Raw genomic sequence first — 19,527 nt, 5'->3', positions numbered from 1 at the left:
CGCAGGACGTTCAACGCGACGCCTGCGGCCGGCGTCGACGGGCATCGGAGTATCCCATCGGCCTGATTTGCAGTGACAAACCCGCTTCCCTATTTGCCGCAGCCCCGCTAGCATGAGAAAGAGAAGCAATTTCAAGTTGCGCCGTTCGAAGTGAAGGGGTGGCTTGAGCCGAGATAGATGGTGTGATCCACGCGACGCGTGCGGGGTCCGCTTGAGGGGAGCATTGCATGCGTATTTCGAGAATTCTGGCTGCCGGTCTGACTTGCGGACTGCTCGCCGTCAGCGTCATGGCGCAAAATGCGAATGCGCAACAGCCGCCTCCCTCGGTTACCGTCGCGCCGGCCGCGGTCATGGACCTGCGCGAAAGCGTCGACCTGACCGGCAAGGTCGTCGCTGTTCAGAAGGTGGACATCCGCGCCCGCGTGTCCGGATTTCTCGAGAAGGTCAATTTCGAGGATGGGCAGAAGGTCTCGGCGGGAACGGTCCTTTACCAGGTGGAAGACGGTGCCTATCGCGCCGCGCTGCAGGAGATCGACGGTTCGATCGCGGCAGCGGAGGCTCAACGGGACCTCGCCGTTCTCGAACGTGACCGTGCCCAGCGGTTGATCTCCACCAATACGGTCGCGCAGGCGACGCTCGACACTGCGAATGCGCAACTGAAAAAGGCCGAAGCCGATATACTGCGCCTCAAGGGCAGTAAGCAGAATGCCGAACTCAATCTTTCCTACACGAAGATCCTCGCGCCGTTCGACGGCGTTGTCGGCCTGACCAGCGTCGATGTCGGCGCCCTCGTCACGCCGGACAGCGGAGCGCTTGTGACGCTGACGCGTCTCGACCCGATCTATGTCGAGTTTCCCGTCGCGACATCCCTTTATTTCTCCTACCGCGAGCGCGTCGAAAAGGGTGAGATGTCCGGCGGCGCCAATGTCAGCATCACGCTTCCGAACGGTACCGATTATCCGGAGAAAGGCACAATAGACTTCGTCGCGAGCACGGTCTCGCAAGGGACCGACACCGTTACGGTTCGCGCCGAGTTTCCCAATCCCGGTGGGACGCTTCTCGACGGGACGCTCGTCAGGGTCGTTCTCGAGCAGTCCGATCGGCAGGACGTGCTGGCCGTACCGCAACAGGCGGTCCAGCGCGACCAGCAGGGCGCCTTTGTCATGGTGGTCGACGCCAACTCCAAGGTCGAGCTTCGCCGCGTCGACGTCAGCCGCTCCAGCCGCGGCCAGGCCGTCGTCGCCAAGGGACTGAAGGAGGGAGAAAACGTCATAACCGAGGGTGTGGGCAAGGTCCGGCCGGGCATCGTGGTGGACGCCGTCGCCGCAACCACGACGGGTGGCTGAGCCATGATCTCCGGGATCTTCATCGATCGTCCGCGCTTTGCCGCGGTCATTTCCATCGTGCTCACGCTCGCGGGGCTGATCGCCCTGACGAGGCTGCCGATTGCACAGTTCCCCGATATCGTCCCGCCGCAGGTCAGCGTGACCGCGAGCTATCCCGGCGCAGGCGCCGACGTGGTCGAGGCCACCGTCGCTCAGCCGTTGGAAAGCAAGGTCGTGGGCGTCGACAACATGCTCTACATGAAATCGACGAGCGGCGCCGACGGGACCTATTCGCTGACGGTGACCTTTGCGGTCGGCACCGATCCGGACATCGCCACCGTCAACGTGCAGAACCGCGTCGCGCTTGCCGAGCCGGTGCTGCCGGCCGAAGTCAAGCAGAGCGGCGTCAGCGTCAAGAAGCAGTCATCCTCGCTCATGCAGGTGATCGCCATCCACGGCGAGAATGACGAGTTCGACAATCTGTTCCTCTCGAACTACGCCACAATCAACGTGCTCGACACGATCAAGCGCGTGCCGGGGGTCGGCGACGCGACGCTCTTCGGTGCCCAGGACTATTCGATGCGGATCGTCCTCGACATCGATCGGCTGACCAATCTGGGGCTGACGCCGACGGATGTAGTCAACGCCCTCAAGACCCAGAACGTCCAGGCGGCGATCGGCCGCATCGGCGCGCAGCCGATGACCGACGATCCGCTGTTCCAGCTGAACATACAGACGCAGGGCCGGCTCACCGACCCCGCCCAGTTCGAGGACGTCGTGCTTCGGGCAGAGGCGGACGGGTCTTTCGTGCGCATCCGCGACGTCGCGCGCGTCGAACTGGGTTCGGTGACCTCCGACTCCACCGCCCGCATCAACGGCAAGCCTGTGGCGATGATCGGCACCTATCAGGCGCCGGGCGCCAATGCGCTCGCCGCCACGGAGGGCGTGCAGCAGGCGATGGAGCGCCTGGCCCAGGCTTTTCCGGAGGGGCTCACCTATACGGTCTCCTACGACACGTCCGATTTCGTCGAAGCGAGCGTGGAGAATGTCGAGCACACCCTGTTCGAAGCCTTCGTACTCGTCATCGTCGTCGTCTTCCTCTTTCTCGGCAATTGGCGCGCAACACTGATTCCGCTCATCGCCGTCCCGGTGGCGCTCGTCGGCACCTTCGCCGTGATCCTGGCGATGGGCTTTTCGCTGAACACGGTTTCGCTTCTGGCGCTGGTGCTCGCCATCGGCATCGTCGTCGACGATGCGATCGTGGTGGTGGAAAACGTCGAGCGCGTCATGGAGGAAAACCCCGGCATGAGCGCGGCGCAGGCCGCGCGCCTCGCCATGGGGGAAATCACCGGGGCGATCGTCGCCATCACGCTCGTGCTGCTTTCGGTATTCGTACCGGTGGCATTCATTCCTGGCCTGAGCGGGCAGCTCTTCCAGCAGTTCGCCGTCGCCGTCTCGGTGTCGATGGTCATTTCCGCGATCAACGCACTGACCCTCAGCCCGGCCCTCTGCGCGATCCTCCTGAAGCCCCATCATGGGCCGAAGCGCGGCGTCCTCGGATGGATTTCGCAGGGTATCGACCGTACCCGCAACGGCTATGCGCATGTCGCAGGCGGCATTGCGCGCAGGGCCGTCATCGGCTTGGTCCTCCTTGCCGTTGCGATCGGCGCCAGCGGCTGGCTGTTCCGGGTTGTGCCGACCGGGTTCCTCCCCAGCGAGGATCAGGGCGCCTTCTTTACCGAAATCCGCCTTCCGGAAGGTGCCTCCTTCAACAGGACCGACGCCGTGGTGCGCGAGGTCGAAACAATGCTCGGTGAAATCGAGGGCGTGGCGAACGTCACGACCGTCACCGGCTACAGTTTCCTCGACGGAATCGCCAAATCCAGCAGCGCGTTTGCGATCGTGACCATGAAGCCCTTCGCCGAACGCCAGAGCGAAAGCGCATCTGTCAATGCCGCGATCGGCACGGTGATGGCCAAGGGTGCGGCAATCCGCAATGCCCAGGTTTTCGCCTTCAACCTGCCGCCCATTATCGGTCTCGGCACCGGCTCCGGCTTCGAGTATCAGCTGCTTGACCTCCAGGGCCGATCGCCGGCCGAGCTTGCCGCGACGGCAGGCGGATTGATGGTTGCCGCCAACCAGAATCCGCAGCTCGGACCTACATTCAGCACCTATTCCGCGAGCTCGCCGCAGCTCTATCTGGATCTCGACCGCGATCGCCTGCAGGCGCTCGGTGTCTCTGTGAGCGATCTTTTCGCGACGCTGCAGGGCACGCTCGGATCCTATTACGTCAACGACTTCAATCTTTTCGGCCGGAGCTGGAAAGTCACCATGCAGGCGGCCGAAGCGGATCGCGATGCGGTCGACGACATCTCCCGGCTGCATGTACGCAATGCCGCGGGCGATATGGTCCCGGTGGCCTCGGTCGCGCGCGTGGACTACATCGTCGGGCCGCAATCGATCGTGCGGTACAACAATTACCGCTCCATCACGCTCAACGGCCAGCCGGCGCCGGGCGTCTCCTCAGGGGAGGCGCTGGCCGCAATGGAACAGGTCTCCGCCGCCACCCTGCCGCCGGGCTACAGCTTCGAGTGGACGGGGACGGCACTGCAGGAACTCGAAGCCGCGGGCCAGACGACGGTGATCCTCGCGCTGGCCCTGTTCTTCGCCTATCTCTTCCTCGTGGCTCTTTACGAAAGCTGGACGATCCCCATACCGGTTCTGCTTTCGGTCTCCGTCGGCGTAGCAGGCGCTCTCGTCGCCGTGCTGCTGGCAGGGCTCTCCTTCGACATCTATGCCCAGATCGGCCTGGTCGTGCTGATCGCGCTCGCGTCCAAGAACGCGATCCTGATCGTCGAATTCGCCAAGTTCCAGCGGGAGAAGGGGGTGCCGATCGTCGATGCCGCTGTGGAGGGCGCGCGTACCCGTTTCCGTGCGGTGATGATGACCAGCTTCGCCTTCATCATGGGGCTGATCCCGCTCGTCACGGCCGAGGGCGCCGGCATGCTCAGCCGCCGTGCCGTCGGTACGGGGGTTGCCGGGGGCATGCTCGCCGCATCGCTCCTCGGAATTTTCATCATTCCGGCGCTCTATGTCGTATTCCAGTGGCTGCGCGAGAGGGGCCACAAGCTCGCCGGCCTGTCGTCACACACGGCAGGCGATGCGGCAGAAGATGCCAGGCACCAAAAGGGAGCCGAACCGGCTCGGCCCGCCGGACACGACCGGGGCGCTGCCGGCTGAGCCTACATCTCCACCAGAAAATAGGGAGTGGGCCCATAGGGCGTGTCGTTCGAGAGGCGGAAGGCGACGCGCCCGCTGCCGCTGTCGACGGGCGGATAGACGGTGCCGTCCAGGCCTACCGGTGACACGCTCCATCTGGCAGCGGTTCGTGCCAGTTCGAGATCGACATAGCCCTTCCGGATTCTCACCGGCAGCGCGCCGAAATCCTCGATCACCTTCTCTTCGCTGTCGCGAAAGACCATGCCGGTGTTCTGCGCATCGGTTGCAAAGATCAAAAGAAGGCGCCGGCTTTCGGAAAGCGTGCCTTCAGCGTCGATAGCCGAAAGCGCCACGAGACCGTTGCCGTCCGCCTGTCCGATGCGCATGAGACCGAGATCGATCGGTTCACGCAGAGAGGAGAAGGCTGCAGCTTCCGTAGCGGGCGTCGAAACACGGAGCTGCCCTGCCCGGCGGTCGAGCAGGACCTGGCCTGTATCGCTTTCGTAGACTCCGCTTGTGGTGTCGGTGCGATTTTCGGTCGCGAGCATATGTTCGTCGCGGAGTGCGGCAAGGATTGTTCCGGCCTCCCGGTCGCGTGGTTGCGTGACACCGCTTTCTCCACCGGACGGGTCTGCCCGCAGCAGGCCGATGCGCCCGACCAGCGCCAGATCAGTCAATCGCTCCGGCTCGCGGGCCTGCATGTCCTCGCCGAGATCCTCCTCGCCGCGAACTGAGAAGGGGATCGTGATGGCGGAGGTCGTCACGTCGCCGCGACGAAAGACGAGTGCGCTGAGCGTCTCGCCGGCACGCGCCACGGGATCGAGCGCAATCGCATAGGGAAGCATCGCCTTCTTGTGCGGAAACGGTTCGCCATAGGCGAGCGCGATCGGCCCGTGGCCGTGACGGCAAAGCACGTCCCAGCCCTGGAGTGCAGCGTAGGCCGGCATTGTCAGGCCCGCCTCGTAGCGATAGCGGTTCCAGAAGAGATGGTCGTATTCGCTGACGATGAAAGGTTTTCCAAGCCACCGCGCCGCGGCGATCATGCGCATGTAGTTGGCGCCGTCTGCAAGCGAACTTGCCTGCGTCAAAGCGCTTCCCGCAGAATAACCCCCCACCCAATCGTGATAGGTGTTCATGGTCACGGCGTCGAGATCGAGCCGGCTGAGCGCCGTCTGCACCGTCGGCCAATTGTTGTAGGTGCTGATCAGGCCGCGATAGCCCAAATCGCGCAGGACCTGGCTCATGCGTGCGGCGGAGGCGCGCTCGGTCTCGACGAAGAAGGCCTGAAGATCGCGCATCCGCGGACCGTCTGCGTAGCGATTGGCGGGAAGCCTCACCGATGCCGTTTCGACCCGCTCGTCGGCACCGAGATCTCCCCAGGCGCTCGCGAGCGCTTCCGTCGTGCCGTAGCGTGCCGAAAGCCAGCGGTTGAATGGTTCCGCCAGCGCCTCGTCATAGGCGGGCTTTTCGGGCCGCTCACGCACGACGCTGTCGAACTCCATGCCGTTTTCATTGGCAAGGATCACCAGCGCGAGCGCGTCGTCGCGGATGGTCGCCGTCCCCGTATAGGGATTGACGCTCGCGAGAAACGTCTCCTGCAGCTTGCTCCAGTGTGCAACGGCCTCTTCGTCGAGATGCAGCCGGAGCTTGAGATCGCCGTTTGCATCCCATCGGTCGTCGTGGCCGCCGTAGGCGCCGCGCGGAGACGAAAGTCCATCGATGATCCAGTAGATGCCGTTGCGCTTCAGCGCCGCCAGCAGGTAGTGGACACGATCCAGCGTCTCCGGATCGAAATCGAAATCCTTCTGCCTGCCGAACATAAGGCTGGCATCGACGAAATGGAGCCGGGCGATGTTGTATCCGTGCATCGCAAGCTGGCGGGCGTAGCGCTCGGCGCCGTCATGGTTCGGAAAGCCGCCGGATGCCGGACTCCAGGCGAGCGACGCGCATAGCATTCTGACCGGTTGTTCCGGCGCCCTGGCAAAGGCCAGCCGGCCATCCGGACCTGCAACGAGGCGGCTGTTCGCGTCGATCGAAGCGTTCGGCAGCAAGGACGAGAAATCGAGCGGACTGCCGGCGCGGACTTCGAGCGAGACCTCGCGAACCGGCACCCATTCAGAGGCACTTGCGGCCGGGGACAGCCACGTGCAAAGCAGCGCCGCCGCGAGCGATGGCCTCCTCATGCCGTCTTTCCGAGAACCGGTTCACGGGGAGAGGACTCCCCGAGAGGGGTCTTTGCGAGGATCGTGCTTTCGATCGGTTCGGCAGGCAGCCGCCGGCTTCGCAGGAATCCGACAGGAAGGGCGGCCGCATGGAAGAACCAGGCGACGACCGTATAGAGGCCCATGCTGAGGCCGCCCTTTCGGAAGCTGACGGCGAGAACGGCGGCCGCGAAACTCGCGCAGACGGCGGCGAGGGCCGTGAGCGTATCGGGCAGCAGCAGGATCAGGCCGAGGCAGGCGAGCCACCAGAGATAGACGAGAGCCCAGAGTTTCAGCTCCGGCAGTTCCCGCAACAGCTGAAAGAAATAGGGCTTGCCGAGAGAAGCGCGCAGAAGCTCGCCTATCCCGCAAAGATATTTGGTCTTCCAGCGTCGAACGAGCAGCCGGTAGGAATTGACCGTGTGGCCGAAGTGCTGCACGAAACGGCGGTCGAGCCGGTAAAGCCCCCAGCCGGCACTTCTGAGGCGAATGCCGAGATCGAACTCCTCGTAGCCGTGCAGGTTGCGGTCCGAGAGGTAGCCGACGTCCTCGACGGCACTGCGCCTGTAGAGCCCGCCGCCGTTCATGCGATCGATCGGACCCGTCCGGTTCTCCGGCGCATTGCGGCTGACGCGACGCGCGAATTCGAGGTTCGAGATGTGCATTTCCTCCACATGTCCGGTAACGCCCGCCATGGCCGGATTGTCGGCCAGGAAGCGGACGGCGTCTTTGAGGAAGGCAGCATCGAGCAGCATGTCGCCGTCGATGAGACAGACGTAATCATGGCGGGAATGCTGGAAGCCGAGCTGCGGGCCGATGCCGCAGCTCGGTCGCGCGGGCGGGGCGATCTGGGCGATGATGACGGGATACTGCGAGGCGATCTCGACCGTGCGGTCGCAGGAGCCGCTGTCGGCGATGATGACCTCGCCGCCCATGTCCTGAAGCGCTGCGAGCGCGCTCTCGACGGTTGCGGCAATCCGCTTCTCTTCATTCAATGTCTTGATGATGATGGATATGGTCAAGAGAGCCCCCGAAATCGCGCGGCGAAGATCTATCCGCGGTGGTTTGCGCTTTGGTTCATGCCCGCGATTTTCGGCTGGAACCGGTACCAAAGGTGGACAAGCAGCCAGCCGGCGCCGACGCCGCAGCCGGCCCCCGCCATTTTGACCGAAAGGTCGATCAACCGTGCATGGCGGTCGGCGGCAAGCATCTGCGTGAGTTCCAGCCCGATTGCAGCCGCGAGCATAGCCGCCAGAACGGCGAACACGTGCCGGGGATAGGCGATCGCGAACATGAGACCCGTCAGCCCGAATGCTCCGAACCGTTCAACCTGCACCGAGCTGCCCATGTGCGGGCGCAGGTCGAGCGGAGAGAGGGTCGAATAGGCAATGACGCCAAGAAGCAGCCACGCAAGTACCGATGCGATGCGCCTGACATTCATTTCGTCACCGCCCGGTAGACGTCGAGCGTCTTCAGTGCCACGCTCGACCAGCTATAGACGGTTTCGACGCGCTCGGTCTGCGCGAGCACCTCTTGTTCGTCGGGGGGATTGGCGATCTTTTCGGCGATGGCAGACGAAAGCGCGTCGACGTTCCCCAGCGGAAAATAATCGTCGGCGGGCAAACCGAGCTGCCGGTTGGCAACGATGTCGCTTGCCAGAACCGGGAGACCATGGGCCATCGCCTCCAGAAGCGCGATCGGCATGCCTTCATGGCTCGACGGCAGCACGAAGAGCGCCGCATTGGCGAAGAGTTCCGCCAGGCGATCGCCAGTCTGGAACCCCGTCAGGACGACGCCCGGCACGCGGCTGGCCAGCGCCCGTACTTCCTCTTCGTAGGCGCCCGCGAATTCCGCACCGCCCGCAAGCACGAGATCGAATCCGCTATTTTCAAGTTTTGCATATGCCTGGATGAGATCGATCTGCCGCTTCTCCGGAACAAGCCGCGCCGCAAGCAGGATATAGCGCCGTCGCAACAGACGGAATTCGCCGAGAATGCCGGTTTCGCCGCCGGGGCGCGAAACGGTGACACCATTCGGCACCAAAGACACCGGTACGCGATAGCGTTCGCCCATCGTGTCGGCGATATCCCTGGAGATTGCGATGCGGCCTTGCGCGAGCCGCATGCCCATGCGTTCACCCGCTCGCAACATCCTCCTGGCGAAAGCCCCCCATTTCTGTCGGTCGTAGTCGTAGCCGTGGTGGGTCACGACGACGTTCAGGCGCATCAGCCGGGCGAGCGGTACCAGGAGCGCCGGGCCGACGGCGTGGATGTGCAGGATATCCGGGCGCCGCAGCGCCGCATAGCATACACCGAAGAAGGTATGGACGATGGCCTCGAGCGCCATCATACGTGGAGACCAGAGGGGAGTGACGCGAATTCCGTTCCAGGATTGCGGCGCGGGAACCGGAAGATAGCGCCGGCGTCCGACGACCTCGACATCCCAACCATGCGCGACCAGCCTGCCTGCGAGCATCTCCACGTGCTTTTCGACGCCGCCCTGAACGTTCGGAATGCCACGAAGCCCGAGCATCATCACGCGGCGGCGCTCTGTCGGCAGTGCACGATAAGCGCTTGCAGGCATGCTCGCGGTTGCCCCGCCCGGCATTGCCGACGCATCCGGCCCTGCCGAAGGTCGATCTCGGGAAATCCCCGATCTTCTGCTCATGGTTGTTGCGCCCCAGCGATAACCCAATTCGCATCTTTTACGAGCAAAAGACTTACCATCCCGGTAAGACGGTCATTAGATTCGTAGAGGTCTGACCGAAAAACAGACGGTGATGGGCGAGCGTTGCGAATGTGCTCGTCACAGGAATGAGGAACGGAAGAGAAGCCTCAGGCGACGCCGATCGTCCCATATAGATCGAGCGTCCTCTCGCGGTAGGCGGCGGCGGAGAATTCGCTCGCGACCCAGGACCGGGCGGCCGCCCCCATGCGGGCGCGTTCCGCCGGCGAAAGTGCCGCCATTTCGCGCAGGGCCCTGGCGAGGTCCCCGGCGTCTCCCGGAGCCGCAAGCAGACCGGTCTCGCCTTCCTTGACCATTTCCGGAATCCCGCCGATCGCCGCGCCGATCACCGGTCGCCGGAGCGCGTAGGTTTCGAGCACGCTGATCGGCGCGTTTTCGTACCATTCCGACGGCAGCACGAGCGCGCGGGACTCGCCGATCAGCCTGTGCAGCTTCTCGCCCGAGAGATAGCCGGCGAAAGTCACGTCCGCCTTGAGCTCGGCCGCGAGGCGGCGAAGTGTTTGCTCCTCCGGACCGGTGCCGGCGATGACCAGCCGCTGGTTGGACAAAGCCGCCGCTTTGATCAGGGTCGTGAGGCCCTTTTCCGGCGCCAACCGGCCGGCAAAGGCGAAATAATCGCCCTCCGGCCAATCACCGGAAAGGGCCGTGACATCGACGAAATTGGCGATATGAACCATCTTCTCGCGCGGCCAGCCCCATTCGGCGAGCTTTTCCAGATAGAAGCGGCTTGGCACGACCAGCCGGTCCACCTTGTCGCGGTAGAGCCCGAGTAAGCGGTGCAGCACCGTTTCCGCGAGCACCACCGCGCTCAGAGGGGCCGAACCCTTCACGCAGCGATGACGCAGGACATTGTAGACCCTGCCGCCGCGACAGTCCTCGCATACCCTGCCGTCCCGAAGCATCTTGTAGGAGGGGCAGGCGAGCTTCAGGTCGTGGACCGTCATCACCACCGGAATACCGGCGGCTTTCAGGGTCGAGAAGATCGCCGGCGACAGGTGATGATAGACATTGTGCGCGTGGGCGACCGAAGGGCGGGCGCGTTCTATGAGCCGGCCGAGATTGCGCTGCGCCTCGAGCGAATAGATGACGCTCGCCGCCTGGACGGCCTTCCGCAGGAGACCGGTTCGGCGGCCGTATTCTATCTCCGAGACGAAATAATCCGACCAGGGCGAGGATTCGTTGAGATCATGCTGCATGGCGAAGGGAACGATGTCCCAGCCGATCTCGCCGAACATGCTCATATGGTCGAAGAAGACCGCCTCCGCTCCGCCGCGGCGGTAGAAATAGTTGTTGATCGCAAGAAGGCGCTTCCCGGTCACCAGAGCCTCCTTACCAGCCGATCCGGTCAACGGCGCTGTCGACGGGCAGGATGCAGCATCCCTTTTCGGCGGCGTAGCGGACCAGATGATCGAAGGTATCGGGTGTGCAGCCGTAGTTCGTGGGCTGCGCGGCAATGTCGTGAGTGAAGAAGATCAGCCAGCCGGGACGCTCGGCGACATCGTCTATCCAACGCGTCAGCGCGCGCGCCCCATCCTCCGGCTGGCGTATCTCGACGCCCTTTAGCATCATCGGGTCGACGGCACCGCGGTTGATGTCCTCGCCCCCTGCCCGGCACGTTCGGTAGCGGCGGCGGAGCTCGGCCCGTGCCAACGGCCAGGCAGCGTTGTAGGGGAAAGCAAAATTCGATGCAGCCGGAGAAACGCCGACCTGCTTCAGGTACTCGGCATTACGGTCGAGATCGGTGCCAAGGCCGGCAATGTCACGCAATCTTCGGTGAGCGAAGGTGTGGCAGCCGATTTCGTGTCCGCGGGCGAGCAACTCGCTGCACCCTTCGGGCGTGATCAGCCTTCGATCCGGCTCCACCTGCCCGGCTAGCCCGCCCGCAATATAGAAGGTGCCGCGGACTCCATACTTCTCGAGGATGGCTGCGCCCGCGCCAAGTGCGCTGTCGGGGACATCGTCGAAGGTGAAGGAGACGAGCGGAACCTCCGTCTCCAACCGGCGCCGGGCTCCCGCCAGCTTCCAGATCGCCCGGTTCGCCAGCCTGTCGACGAGCGGACCGAGCCCGCTCAGCTTCTCACGCATGCGCTACCCTCCCCTGACGAACGCGTGCAGGAGCAGCCGCCAGTTCCGCGCTCGACTGCAATGACAGTCCATAGAGCGCGACCATGAATGTGAACCACAGAAGGCTCCCGCCCTCGAAGAAGAGACTTTCGAGGCCGGCGTTGAAGATCGTGTAGAGCCATATGCGGACGAACAGCCGAGTCAGATGCGAATGCTCGCGCTCCGGAGCGATGCGGGCGATCTTTCGAAGCGGCAGGAAAAGGATCCAGATCAGGGTCAGGGCGAGGCCCGGGAAGCCTGTCATCAAGGCAATGTCGAGATAGGAATTGTGACCGTTGGCGGCAGCGACGGCCCAGGTCTCGACCGAGCCGCCGCTATAGACCAGTTCTTCCGTCTGCCAGAAGGCCTTGAAGCCATAGCCCGTGAGAGGCTGTTCGGCGAGCGCACCGAAGGCGAAACGCCAGATATCGGCGCGATTGGTAAAGGTCGCATCGATGCCGAGCCCGCTGATGAATTCGCCGAGCGGGGAGAAGACGGCGGAGCCCACCGCGAAGAGATTAAAAAGACCGACGCCGCCGACGGCAATCGGGAGGCGGAGAAAGCGCACCTTCTCGAATATGAGCGCGAGCAGCAGAATGGCCGGCAGCATTGCGGTCGACGTCTTACCCCCGGTATTGACGAGGAAGACGAAGGACAGCGCGAGGATGACGATCCCGGCAAACCTCGACCAGACGTTCATGACGTAAAGGCCGATGAAGGCTGCGATCACCATGGCAGCCGCGGCGCTGTTCTTGTGGGGAAAGTGGCCGCGCCACAGGCCGGCATTCATCGGCTCGCGCAGTTCTGACGCCTGATGGATCGCGAGCAACGGCTTGAAGACGATGCCGTAGTAGGCGACCGCGAGCATGATGAGGATGCCGATGCCGAGCATCTTGGCGAAATGGCGTTCCGAAGCGGGCAACAACAGGTAGACGCTGGCATTGACGGTAACCATCAACGCGAGGATCGCACCCTTGATGCCGAGCATCGGATGCGCCGACAACAGCGAAACAAGGATGAACCAGGAAAGGAGAATCGCCAGCAGCGCGCGCGGCTGCAGGATCGTTTGCCGCAAAGGGTGGACCAGGCCGTAGCCCAGCATTCCGGTGAAAAGCAGGAGCGAGATGATCTGGTTCAGCCGGTTGGAATTGCCGGCGGAAGGGTCCAGCACCGCCTCGCCCGTCAGATCCACGAATGGATTGATGGAGATCCAGAAGAACAGGAAGATCGCCATGAACAGCACGGTACCGACACGCGCCTTTACCGCATTCGTCGGCTCGACCTCTCCGTAGCCCGCGCGATCCATCTCCCGGGCTCCTCAGGCAGCCACGTGGGTTTTGCCGCGAAGGAATTTCCAGAGGCCGAGGGCAAGTGCCGCGGCGATGCCGATTGCGAGACCCAGAACGGCGCCGCCGATCAGCAGGATCAAGGTACGCGGGGGCCAGCTTCGCGCATTGGGCGGCAGGGCCCGCGAGATGACGCGAATATTCGTGGTGTCGATCTGCTGGCGTTCGGTGATCTGCTGCGCGCGTGCCAGATGGGTTTCGTAGATCGCCGCCTTGCTGCGCGCGTCGCGTTCGAGGTCACGAAGCTGCACCTGGGCCTGGTTGTCGGTGAAGACGTTCGACTTTTCGTCATCCGCCTTGCCGCGGAGCGCATCGAGCGCCTTTTGCTCCCGGTCGAAGTCGGCCTTCGCGCGCTCCAGAATGCGGCGGGCTTCATCCTTCATCGCCGCTTCCAGCGCCGTGCGCTCCGAGCGCGCGGCAACGAGCCGCGGATGCCGCTCGCCATAAGTGAGCTGCATGGAGCCGATCTGCTGCTGCAAGGCATTATACTGCTGGCGCAGATTGGTCATGTTTGCCGACTCGAACACCGAGGCGCTGGCGGTCTGGCCCTCGGCAACGGCCGCACTCATCTGCCTGTAACGCGTTTCCGCCTGGATGAAACGCTGCTGACCGTCGAGAACCTGGGTGTTGAGCTCACTCGAAAGCTGATTGCTGACGAGCTCACCATTGGTGGATTGCAGGCCGTTCTCACGCCGGAAATCCTCGACCCTCTTCTCCGCTTCGGTGACGTTGCGCCGCAGCTCATCGAGTCGTTCGTTCAGGTTCTGCGCCACCCGGCCGGCGCTCTCGGCGGCCGACTGAAAGAGTTCCGCCTCGAATGCCTCGACGATCGCGTCCGAAAGGGCGATTGCCTTGGCCGGTTCTTCGCTCCACACCTTCAGGATCACGACGAAGGAACGTTCCTCCCGGCGCGCCTCGACCCTCTCGGACAGAGCGCGCATGGCCGCCAGTTCCTTGTCCGCCTTGGCGTCCCGCGGGGCAATGAGCGTCTTCATCCAGTCGAGGAATGTCGGCCTGACGAATTCGGGATCGTCCGCAAGCCGCAGCTCGTCGATGACGCGTTGGAGGACGTTGCGCGAGGTCAGTATCCGGAGCTTGCTTTCGACCTCCAACAATTGCGCGTCGCGCTGAGGATTGGTCGTAAAGACGTCGTCGCTGACGACGTTGAGATTGGAAGGGTCCACCACGAGATCGGTATAGACCGTGTATCGCGGCGTCGCCGCCACGGCATAGGCAAAGGCGGCGGCAACCGAGAGGACGAGCGCGAGCACGATCCAGCGGGCGCCGTTGCGCAGCCACGCAATGAGATCATTGACCCCGATGCTGCCCAGGAGGTGGAGTTGCGGGAAGAAATCCGCGACGGAGGACGGCTGCTCCTCAAGAGCGCGCGCCTGGTGGGCGGGACCGGGAATATCAACCACGCGGGCGGAGGCGCCATCCTCTGCCTCCGCGGGGGCCTCTTCGCGAGCGGCGGCCTCTTCCGTTACCGCGGGCACGAGGTCGAGCAACGACCCTCCGCCCGCGCGAAGGCGCTGATGTGGCCTTTCAAGGCGTAATCCCAATCCCTCGGGCTCGCTGCGCCGATACATCCGCTTTCCCCATCCCCCCGGAGCCACCAAGGTGCTTATTGCCGTATAAGCAATTCCCATGCAGATTTAGGGCCGGCAGGGTGAATATTCGGTTAAGCGGAACTGTTCGGGCGGTAACCTTTTGGGCAGGCCGATGCTCCTCTACGGGCACTGGTTCGTTTCCGCTGGGGAACTTCGACCTGCTTCCACAGTTTCTGTAGATGCCCGACCTGACCAGCTATGCCGCGTTTCTGGCCGCCGTGCTTGCCTATCAATTGTCCGGAGTCGGCCCGGACATGATGCTTGTCATCAGCCGCGGCATCGGCCAGGGCCGACAGGCTGCGCTTGCAACCGCTATCGGATGCGTCGCGGCGGGCCTCGCCAGATACCCTTGCTTGCCATGGGCCTTGCCACGGTCGTGGCGTCCTCGCCGCTCCTCTACAAGGCCATGCAATTTATCGGAGCGGCCTATCTGATTTATGTCGGGGTGCGTTTCTTGGCGGCCAGCAGTAAGATCTTCCTGCCCGGAGCGCCGGGCCGCGCCACGTCTTCATCGCTTCTCGCCCCCTTCAGGCAGGGTGTGATCTGCAATCTGACGAATCCGACGTCGCTTTCCTTTATGCTCGCGATCCTTCCGCAGTTCGTGGAACCGTCCGCCGGATCGCCGGCCCTGCAATTCTTCATCCTCGGAGTGACGATGAAAGCCACCGGGCTGCTGGTCCTTGGTGCGGTGGCCCTCACCTCAGGCACATTCAGCAATTGGTTGTCGCACAGCAGTGCCTTTGTGGCGTGGCAGCAGCGCATTGCGGGCAGCATCATGATCGCGCTTGGCATACGGTTGCTGCTTTCTCCAGTCGCGCCCGCCCTTCACCGATGATCAGGACCGGCTGGAGCACTTCCGGGTAAAGCGTAATTCCTCAAGAGCACTCTTAAAAGTCGATCAGTTTCTGAACAGCTTCCTCTACCCGTACATTGTCACGAGGTCCGAGCGGCAAAATCGGCCGCGGGGGCAATGCATGAAACAGCCCGAGGATGCTCCCGACAGCGTACATCACGCGGAAACTGCCGAACTCCTTGAACAGTGCCCATAAGGGTTGAAATGCGGTGTCGATCCGATGCGCTTCCGCGCGATCGCCCCCTTTCGCCGCCCGAGTGAGTTTCGTTGCAGCCACGGGCAAAAGCCCGCCCGCGACACTGAACCACGCATCAGCACCGGACAGGAGCGCACCTGCTGCGCCCCAATCGCCGCTATAGCCAATAGCAAAAGCTGCAGACGTGTTCGCACGGAGTCGAGCGATCTCACCCGCGAAATCTCCGTCGGCAGGCAACGGCATCTTCACTGCGGCAATATTCGGCACCTTCGAGAGCCGTATGATCAGTTCCTCGCTGAAAACGAACTTGGTCGTGCCCGGATTATTGTAGATGCAGAGCGGCAAGTCGGAAACGCCGGCAACGGCAACGAAATGCTGATAAACTTCCTCCTCAGTCAGAGGCGTGTAGGATACGGGAGCCAGGAGAAGTCCATCTGCCCCGGCTTCCTTCGCGTCGCGCGCGAGCGCCTGAGCCTCGTCGGTCCTGAGTGCGCCGACGATGAGGGGAACTCTGCCTCCCACGCATTCCACAGCGATCTCCACTGCCCGTCGCCGTTCACCGCGCGAGAGAAATGCGTAAGCCCCTGTACTGCCGAGCAATCCAATCGAGTCCGCGCGTGCTAGTCGGATACGCTCGAGCAGTCGCGACAGCGCCTCTTCCGAAACTTTGCCGCCCACATCGGCGGGTGTGGGCGGGAACGCTGACAGGCCATCAAAAAAAGCCGCAGGTGCCATCGTCATTTCCCATCGACTGCGTCAGAACAGGCCTCGCTCTATAACCGCGAATGATCGCCCGCAAGACATGCAAGCAAAAATCCGTCGGCAGCCGGCTCCGGGTCACTCGTAGGCGTGTTGCCGCCCGCTGCAGTCAACGATAAATTGCCATCAATGAAGAAAGGAAGCCGCATCGCGAACATGACCATCCGCAACCTCGATGACGGGCTCAAGAAGCGCCTGCGCATTCGCGCCGCCGAGCATGGGCGTTCGATGGAGGACGAAGCGCGGGACATCCTTCGCGCCGCGCTTTCGACTACCGAAAACCGACCGGCCAATCTCGCTACAGTAATCCGCATCCGAATGGCGCCTCTCGCAGGCGTCACACTTGACCTTCCGCAGCGCGAGCCCATCCGCTACGCACCGGATTTCTCCGAGTGATTATCTCGATACCAATGTGCCGTCGGAGCTGTTGGCACCCACCCTCTCCGTCGCGGTAGAGCCTGGCTCGCCTCCGTGGCAACCCGTAATGTCGCGGATTTCGCCGACACCGGTGTAACTATCATCAATCCCTCGGATCATCGGCCCTGAAAATACCAACGCTAAAAATCCGTCAGCAGCCGGCTCCAGGTCTCCGAGGCGAGGCCGCCGATATAGATGTCGTTGCGCTCTGCCGCTTCCTTGAGGTCCGCATGGCGGGTCACCATGCAGAAGTAACCGCGGTGCCGGAATGACAGCCATCGCTGGCGCGAGATAGCGTTCATCAGGAACGGCTGAGCCATGCCGACCGCCACGGCATAGCCTTCCGCATCGAGCTGCGCGAACATCGCCGCGGCGACGTCGCGTTCACGCCCCTCCTCGCAGACGAGATTGAGCACCGTGGCCGCGGCATCTTGCTTGCCGAAGAAAAGAAAGGCGCCGATCGTGCGACCGTCCGGCAGAACGACTTTCCTGCACTGGAGCGTCCCGAGGTTGCGGTTCATCGAAGCGACGCGCACGAGCCAGTCGAATTCGGCTGGCGACCAGGCCGGGCGGATCGCAAAGCGTTCCAGCATCGGGCTCGCGCATTGGAGGAACTCTTCGACGCCCGCTGCCTCGCTCCTGCATTCCCCCTCGGCCGTCGGGCGCATGGAGGGCCGCAACCGGCGCAGTGCACGGTCAATCGGCCTGAGGACGCCGACGAGAACACGCGAGCGCGCGATTGGGAAGTGACGGCCCGCAAGGATCGCCGCCGCGGTCAACGGCAGAAACGAGCGCTGCCATTCGAGGCTCTGGATCGGCAGGACGATGCCGCCTCCCGCAACCCAATGGTCGGCGCTGACCGGCGACGCATTGTCGGAGAAGCACATGTCCTGGCGAGCCGCCCGCATGGTGCGCGCAAGACGTGCCGCTCCAACGGCGCCGGCCTTGCCATCCGCCATGAAGGCACAGAGAAGGCGGGCCATGGTCGGGCGGCCATTGATCATAAACGCCATCGGTACCGAGAGTATGGCGCTGTCTATGCCGTTAGCACCGTTCTCGTGCACGACGCTGCCGAGTTCCGGAGAATAGTGAGGGCTGCCGAAGAAGACGGTCTCGAGATACCATCCGAGGTCATCGGATGCCTGATCGTGCCTTCGGAAAATCCTGTTGAAAAGCCGTCCGACCGCCGGAACGTCGTCGGGCGCCATGGGCCGCGTACCGCGGCGCTGCCCTGCATCGGCCGGCACGCTCTCGGATACGCGTAGTTCATTCGCCTCCATCGTCATATGGCGCCCGCTCCAAGAGTGAGCGCAGCCTGGCGGCGGTCGCGCCGCACGAAGTGCAGGAACACGCTCCAGGAGGCGACGACCATCGCGATTTCGATTGCGTAGAAGGACAGGAAAGTTCCCATCGGCGGGGCGTACCAGCTTGCCCATGCGGCAAGGCCGGCACCGGCGATGCTGCCGAGCCCCATGACGGTCGCGCGGGCGGCGTGTGCGCCGGAGGCACCGAGCGCCTCGACCGCGACGGACCACATAGCGAGCGGCACCACGACCCAGCAGAGGCTTCTGACGAAGCCGACCAGCGAGAGATAGTCCTTGCCGAAGAGGTAGGGCAGGACCGGCGCCAGAACGAAGACGGTGACGGCCGCAGCCAGGCTGATGACGATTGCGGCAGCGAGCACCCGGCGCACCCGATGGAGGGCGTGGTGAAGCCCCGCCGCCGTCGCCCTCGCCGAACCCGGGTAGATGAGCCGGTTGAGCGCTTCCACCGAAAGATAGCTGCTCTCCAGCATGCGGCGAGCGACACTGTAGCTTGCGACGACCTCGGCGGTGGTGACGAGGCTCAGGACAAGCAGGTCGGCATTCTGGCGCAGCGCACGCAGGATGAAGGGAATGCTGAAGTAAAGGCCTTGCGGGAGTTCCTCCCGCACGATGCGGTAGCGCGGCGCACCGAGTCTCCGGATTGCCCGCATACACAAGAGCGCCACGAGGACATGGCACAGAAACTGCCACACCGCCCAGGATGCGACGCTGGTGACGCCGAAGGCGATGCAGGCAAGTGCCGCCGCAACCGTGCGCGCCGCCGCAAAACCGACGACGACCTTGTTGGCGGAGGCAAAATCCGTGTGAGCGATAAAGATCTGCTCGGTGAGCACGATGACCCGGACCAGCAGGATATTGGTGACGAGCATCAGCGTGATCACGGCGACGTTCGTCACGGGATCCGGCGAAAGGGTGAAGAAGAACGGCAGGACCACCGCTCCCAACAGGACCAGGGCTGCCCCGCTCGCCACCGTCAGGATGACATTGTGTCCGAGCATCTGCGGGTAGATCGCGCGGTCGCGCGCGACCCGACGCACCAGGCATTCCATCGCCCCGAGCCCGCAGAGATGGACGGCTATATTGGCGACCGCAGTAATTGCGACGAAAACGCTGAACTCGTGGACGCCGAGCCAGCGGGCAAGGATAGCAAAGGTAAGGAGTTGCGCCGCAGAACCGAGAACCAGACTGCCGCCGGAGGCGAGATAGGACATGACCATCGGCAGGAATGGTCTGTCACCGCGCTGTTCCGTTACACCTTCCGAGACCATCCGTTCTGCCTTGACAAATAGATTAGGGGCCGGCACCGGGCGGCGACCCGCACCTCGCCGATTGAGGCGCACACTAGCGAGGATAAGTGATTGGCCGGTTAACATAAGCTTTGTGACGCCATGTGTTGTCGGACGCCCTGCATTTCAGCTTCCGTTTACC

At 63.4% G+C, this 19,527-nt stretch carries 15 protein-coding genes; 4 read left to right on the top strand and 11 right to left on the bottom strand.

All coding sequences use genetic code 11. From position 1 onward, the window contains the following. The first annotated feature begins 227 nt into the window (after nt 1-227). Both CN933_RS12495 and CN933_RS12490 read left to right on the top strand, forming a co-directional pair. On the top strand, nt 228-1,346 hold the full coding sequence (locus tag CN933_RS12495) for an efflux RND transporter periplasmic adaptor subunit (RefSeq protein ID WP_102761685.1): 1,119 nt from the start codon (nt 228-230) through the stop codon (nt 1,344-1,346). Between the two features lie 3 nt (nt 1,347-1,349). After that, nucleotides 1,350-4,565 (top strand): efflux RND transporter permease subunit, encoded by a 3,216-nt coding sequence (locus tag CN933_RS12490; RefSeq protein WP_102761684.1) that lies wholly within the window; start codon nt 1,350-1,352, stop codon nt 4,563-4,565. 2 nt (nt 4,566-4,567) lie between these two features. Here the strand turns inward: CN933_RS12490 and CN933_RS12485 are convergent, their stop codons facing one another. The 8 genes from CN933_RS12485 to CN933_RS12450 all read right to left on the bottom strand — a co-directional run bounded on the left by CN933_RS12485 (nt 4,568) and on the right by CN933_RS12450 (nt 14,528). Next, nucleotides 4,568-6,727, bottom strand: coding sequence for a glycoside hydrolase (locus CN933_RS12485; RefSeq protein ID WP_102761683.1), 2,160 nt, complete (start codon nt 6,725-6,727; stop codon nt 4,568-4,570). After that, entirely contained in the window at nt 6,724-7,767 is a 1,044-nt protein-coding gene (locus tag CN933_RS12480) for a glycosyltransferase family 2 protein (protein ID WP_102761682.1), read from the bottom strand. Before CN933_RS12480 ends, CN933_RS12485 begins: the two co-directional genes overlap by 4 nt. A gap of 29 nt (nt 7,768-7,796) precedes the next feature. After that, nucleotides 7,797-8,186 carry a hypothetical protein gene (locus CN933_RS12475; protein ID WP_102761681.1) on the bottom strand — a complete coding sequence of 130 codons (390 nt, stop codon included), beginning with the start codon at nt 8,184-8,186 and terminating at the stop codon, nt 7,797-7,799. Then, entirely contained in the window at nt 8,183-9,352 is a 1,170-nt protein-coding gene (locus CN933_RS12470) for a glycosyltransferase family 4 protein (RefSeq protein WP_102761680.1), read from the bottom strand. The genes CN933_RS12475 and CN933_RS12470 overlap by 4 nt, the downstream gene beginning before the upstream one ends. Before the next feature lie 227 nt (nt 9,353-9,579). After that, entirely contained in the window at nt 9,580-10,809 is a 1,230-nt protein-coding gene (locus CN933_RS12465) for a glycosyltransferase family 4 protein (protein WP_102761679.1), read from the bottom strand. A gap of 10 nt (nt 10,810-10,819) precedes the next feature. Further along, the gene (locus CN933_RS12460; protein ID WP_102761678.1) at nt 10,820-11,575 is read right to left on the bottom strand and encodes a polysaccharide deacetylase family protein; all 756 of its coding nucleotides are present in this window, start codon (nt 11,573-11,575) and stop codon (nt 10,820-10,822) included. Next, nucleotides 11,568-12,899 carry an O-antigen ligase family protein gene (locus CN933_RS12455; RefSeq protein ID WP_102761677.1) on the bottom strand — a complete coding sequence of 444 codons (1,332 nt, stop codon included), beginning with the start codon at nt 12,897-12,899 and terminating at the stop codon, nt 11,568-11,570. The genes CN933_RS12460 and CN933_RS12455 overlap by 8 nt, the downstream gene beginning before the upstream one ends. A gap of 12 nt (nt 12,900-12,911) precedes the next feature. Further along, the gene (locus CN933_RS12450) at nt 12,912-14,528 is read right to left on the bottom strand and encodes a GumC family protein (RefSeq protein WP_033047838.1); all 1,617 of its coding nucleotides are present in this window, start codon (nt 14,526-14,528) and stop codon (nt 12,912-12,914) included. A 379-nt stretch (nt 14,529-14,907) separates the two neighbouring features. Here CN933_RS12450 and CN933_RS12445 point away from each other — a divergent pair, with 379 nt between their 5' ends. Further along, a complete protein-coding gene (locus CN933_RS12445) occupies nt 14,908-15,384 on the top strand; it encodes a LysE family translocator (RefSeq protein WP_018099057.1) in 477 nt (158 codons plus the stop codon). Nucleotides 15,385-15,436: 52 nt separating this feature from the next. Here CN933_RS12445 and CN933_RS12440 read toward each other — a convergent pair whose 3' ends face one another. Beyond that, the gene (locus CN933_RS12440) at nt 15,437-16,333 is read right to left on the bottom strand and encodes a dihydrodipicolinate synthase family protein (RefSeq protein ID WP_102761676.1); all 897 of its coding nucleotides are present in this window, start codon (nt 16,331-16,333) and stop codon (nt 15,437-15,439) included. A 171-nt stretch (nt 16,334-16,504) separates the two neighbouring features. Here CN933_RS12440 and CN933_RS12430 point away from each other — a divergent pair, with 171 nt between their 5' ends. Then, entirely contained in the window at nt 16,505-16,753 is a 249-nt protein-coding gene (locus CN933_RS12430; protein ID WP_026169048.1) for a FitA-like ribbon-helix-helix domain-containing protein, read from the top strand. A 161-nt stretch (nt 16,754-16,914) separates the two neighbouring features. On the opposite strand, the gene CN933_RS12420 is transcribed toward CN933_RS12430, so the two are convergent. Together CN933_RS12420 and CN933_RS12415 are read right to left on the bottom strand one after the other, a co-directional pair. After that, on the bottom strand, nt 16,915-18,060 hold the full coding sequence (locus tag CN933_RS12420) for a hypothetical protein (protein ID WP_018099059.1): 1,146 nt from the start codon (nt 18,058-18,060) through the stop codon (nt 16,915-16,917). Further along, complete coding sequence (locus CN933_RS12415) at nt 18,057-19,367, bottom strand: lipopolysaccharide biosynthesis protein (RefSeq protein ID WP_018099060.1); 1,311 nt, start codon at nt 19,365-19,367, stop codon at nt 18,057-18,059. Before CN933_RS12415 ends, CN933_RS12420 begins: the two co-directional genes overlap by 4 nt. Nucleotides 19,368-19,527 lie beyond the last annotated feature (160 nt).

Source organism: Sinorhizobium sp. M4_45, from assembly GCF_002885915.1.
Classification (GTDB): Bacteria; Pseudomonadota; Alphaproteobacteria; order Rhizobiales; family Rhizobiaceae; genus Sinorhizobium; species Sinorhizobium meliloti_A.
Note: the sequence above shows the minus strand (reverse complement) of the source record. Positions and strands in the feature narration are given on the sequence as shown.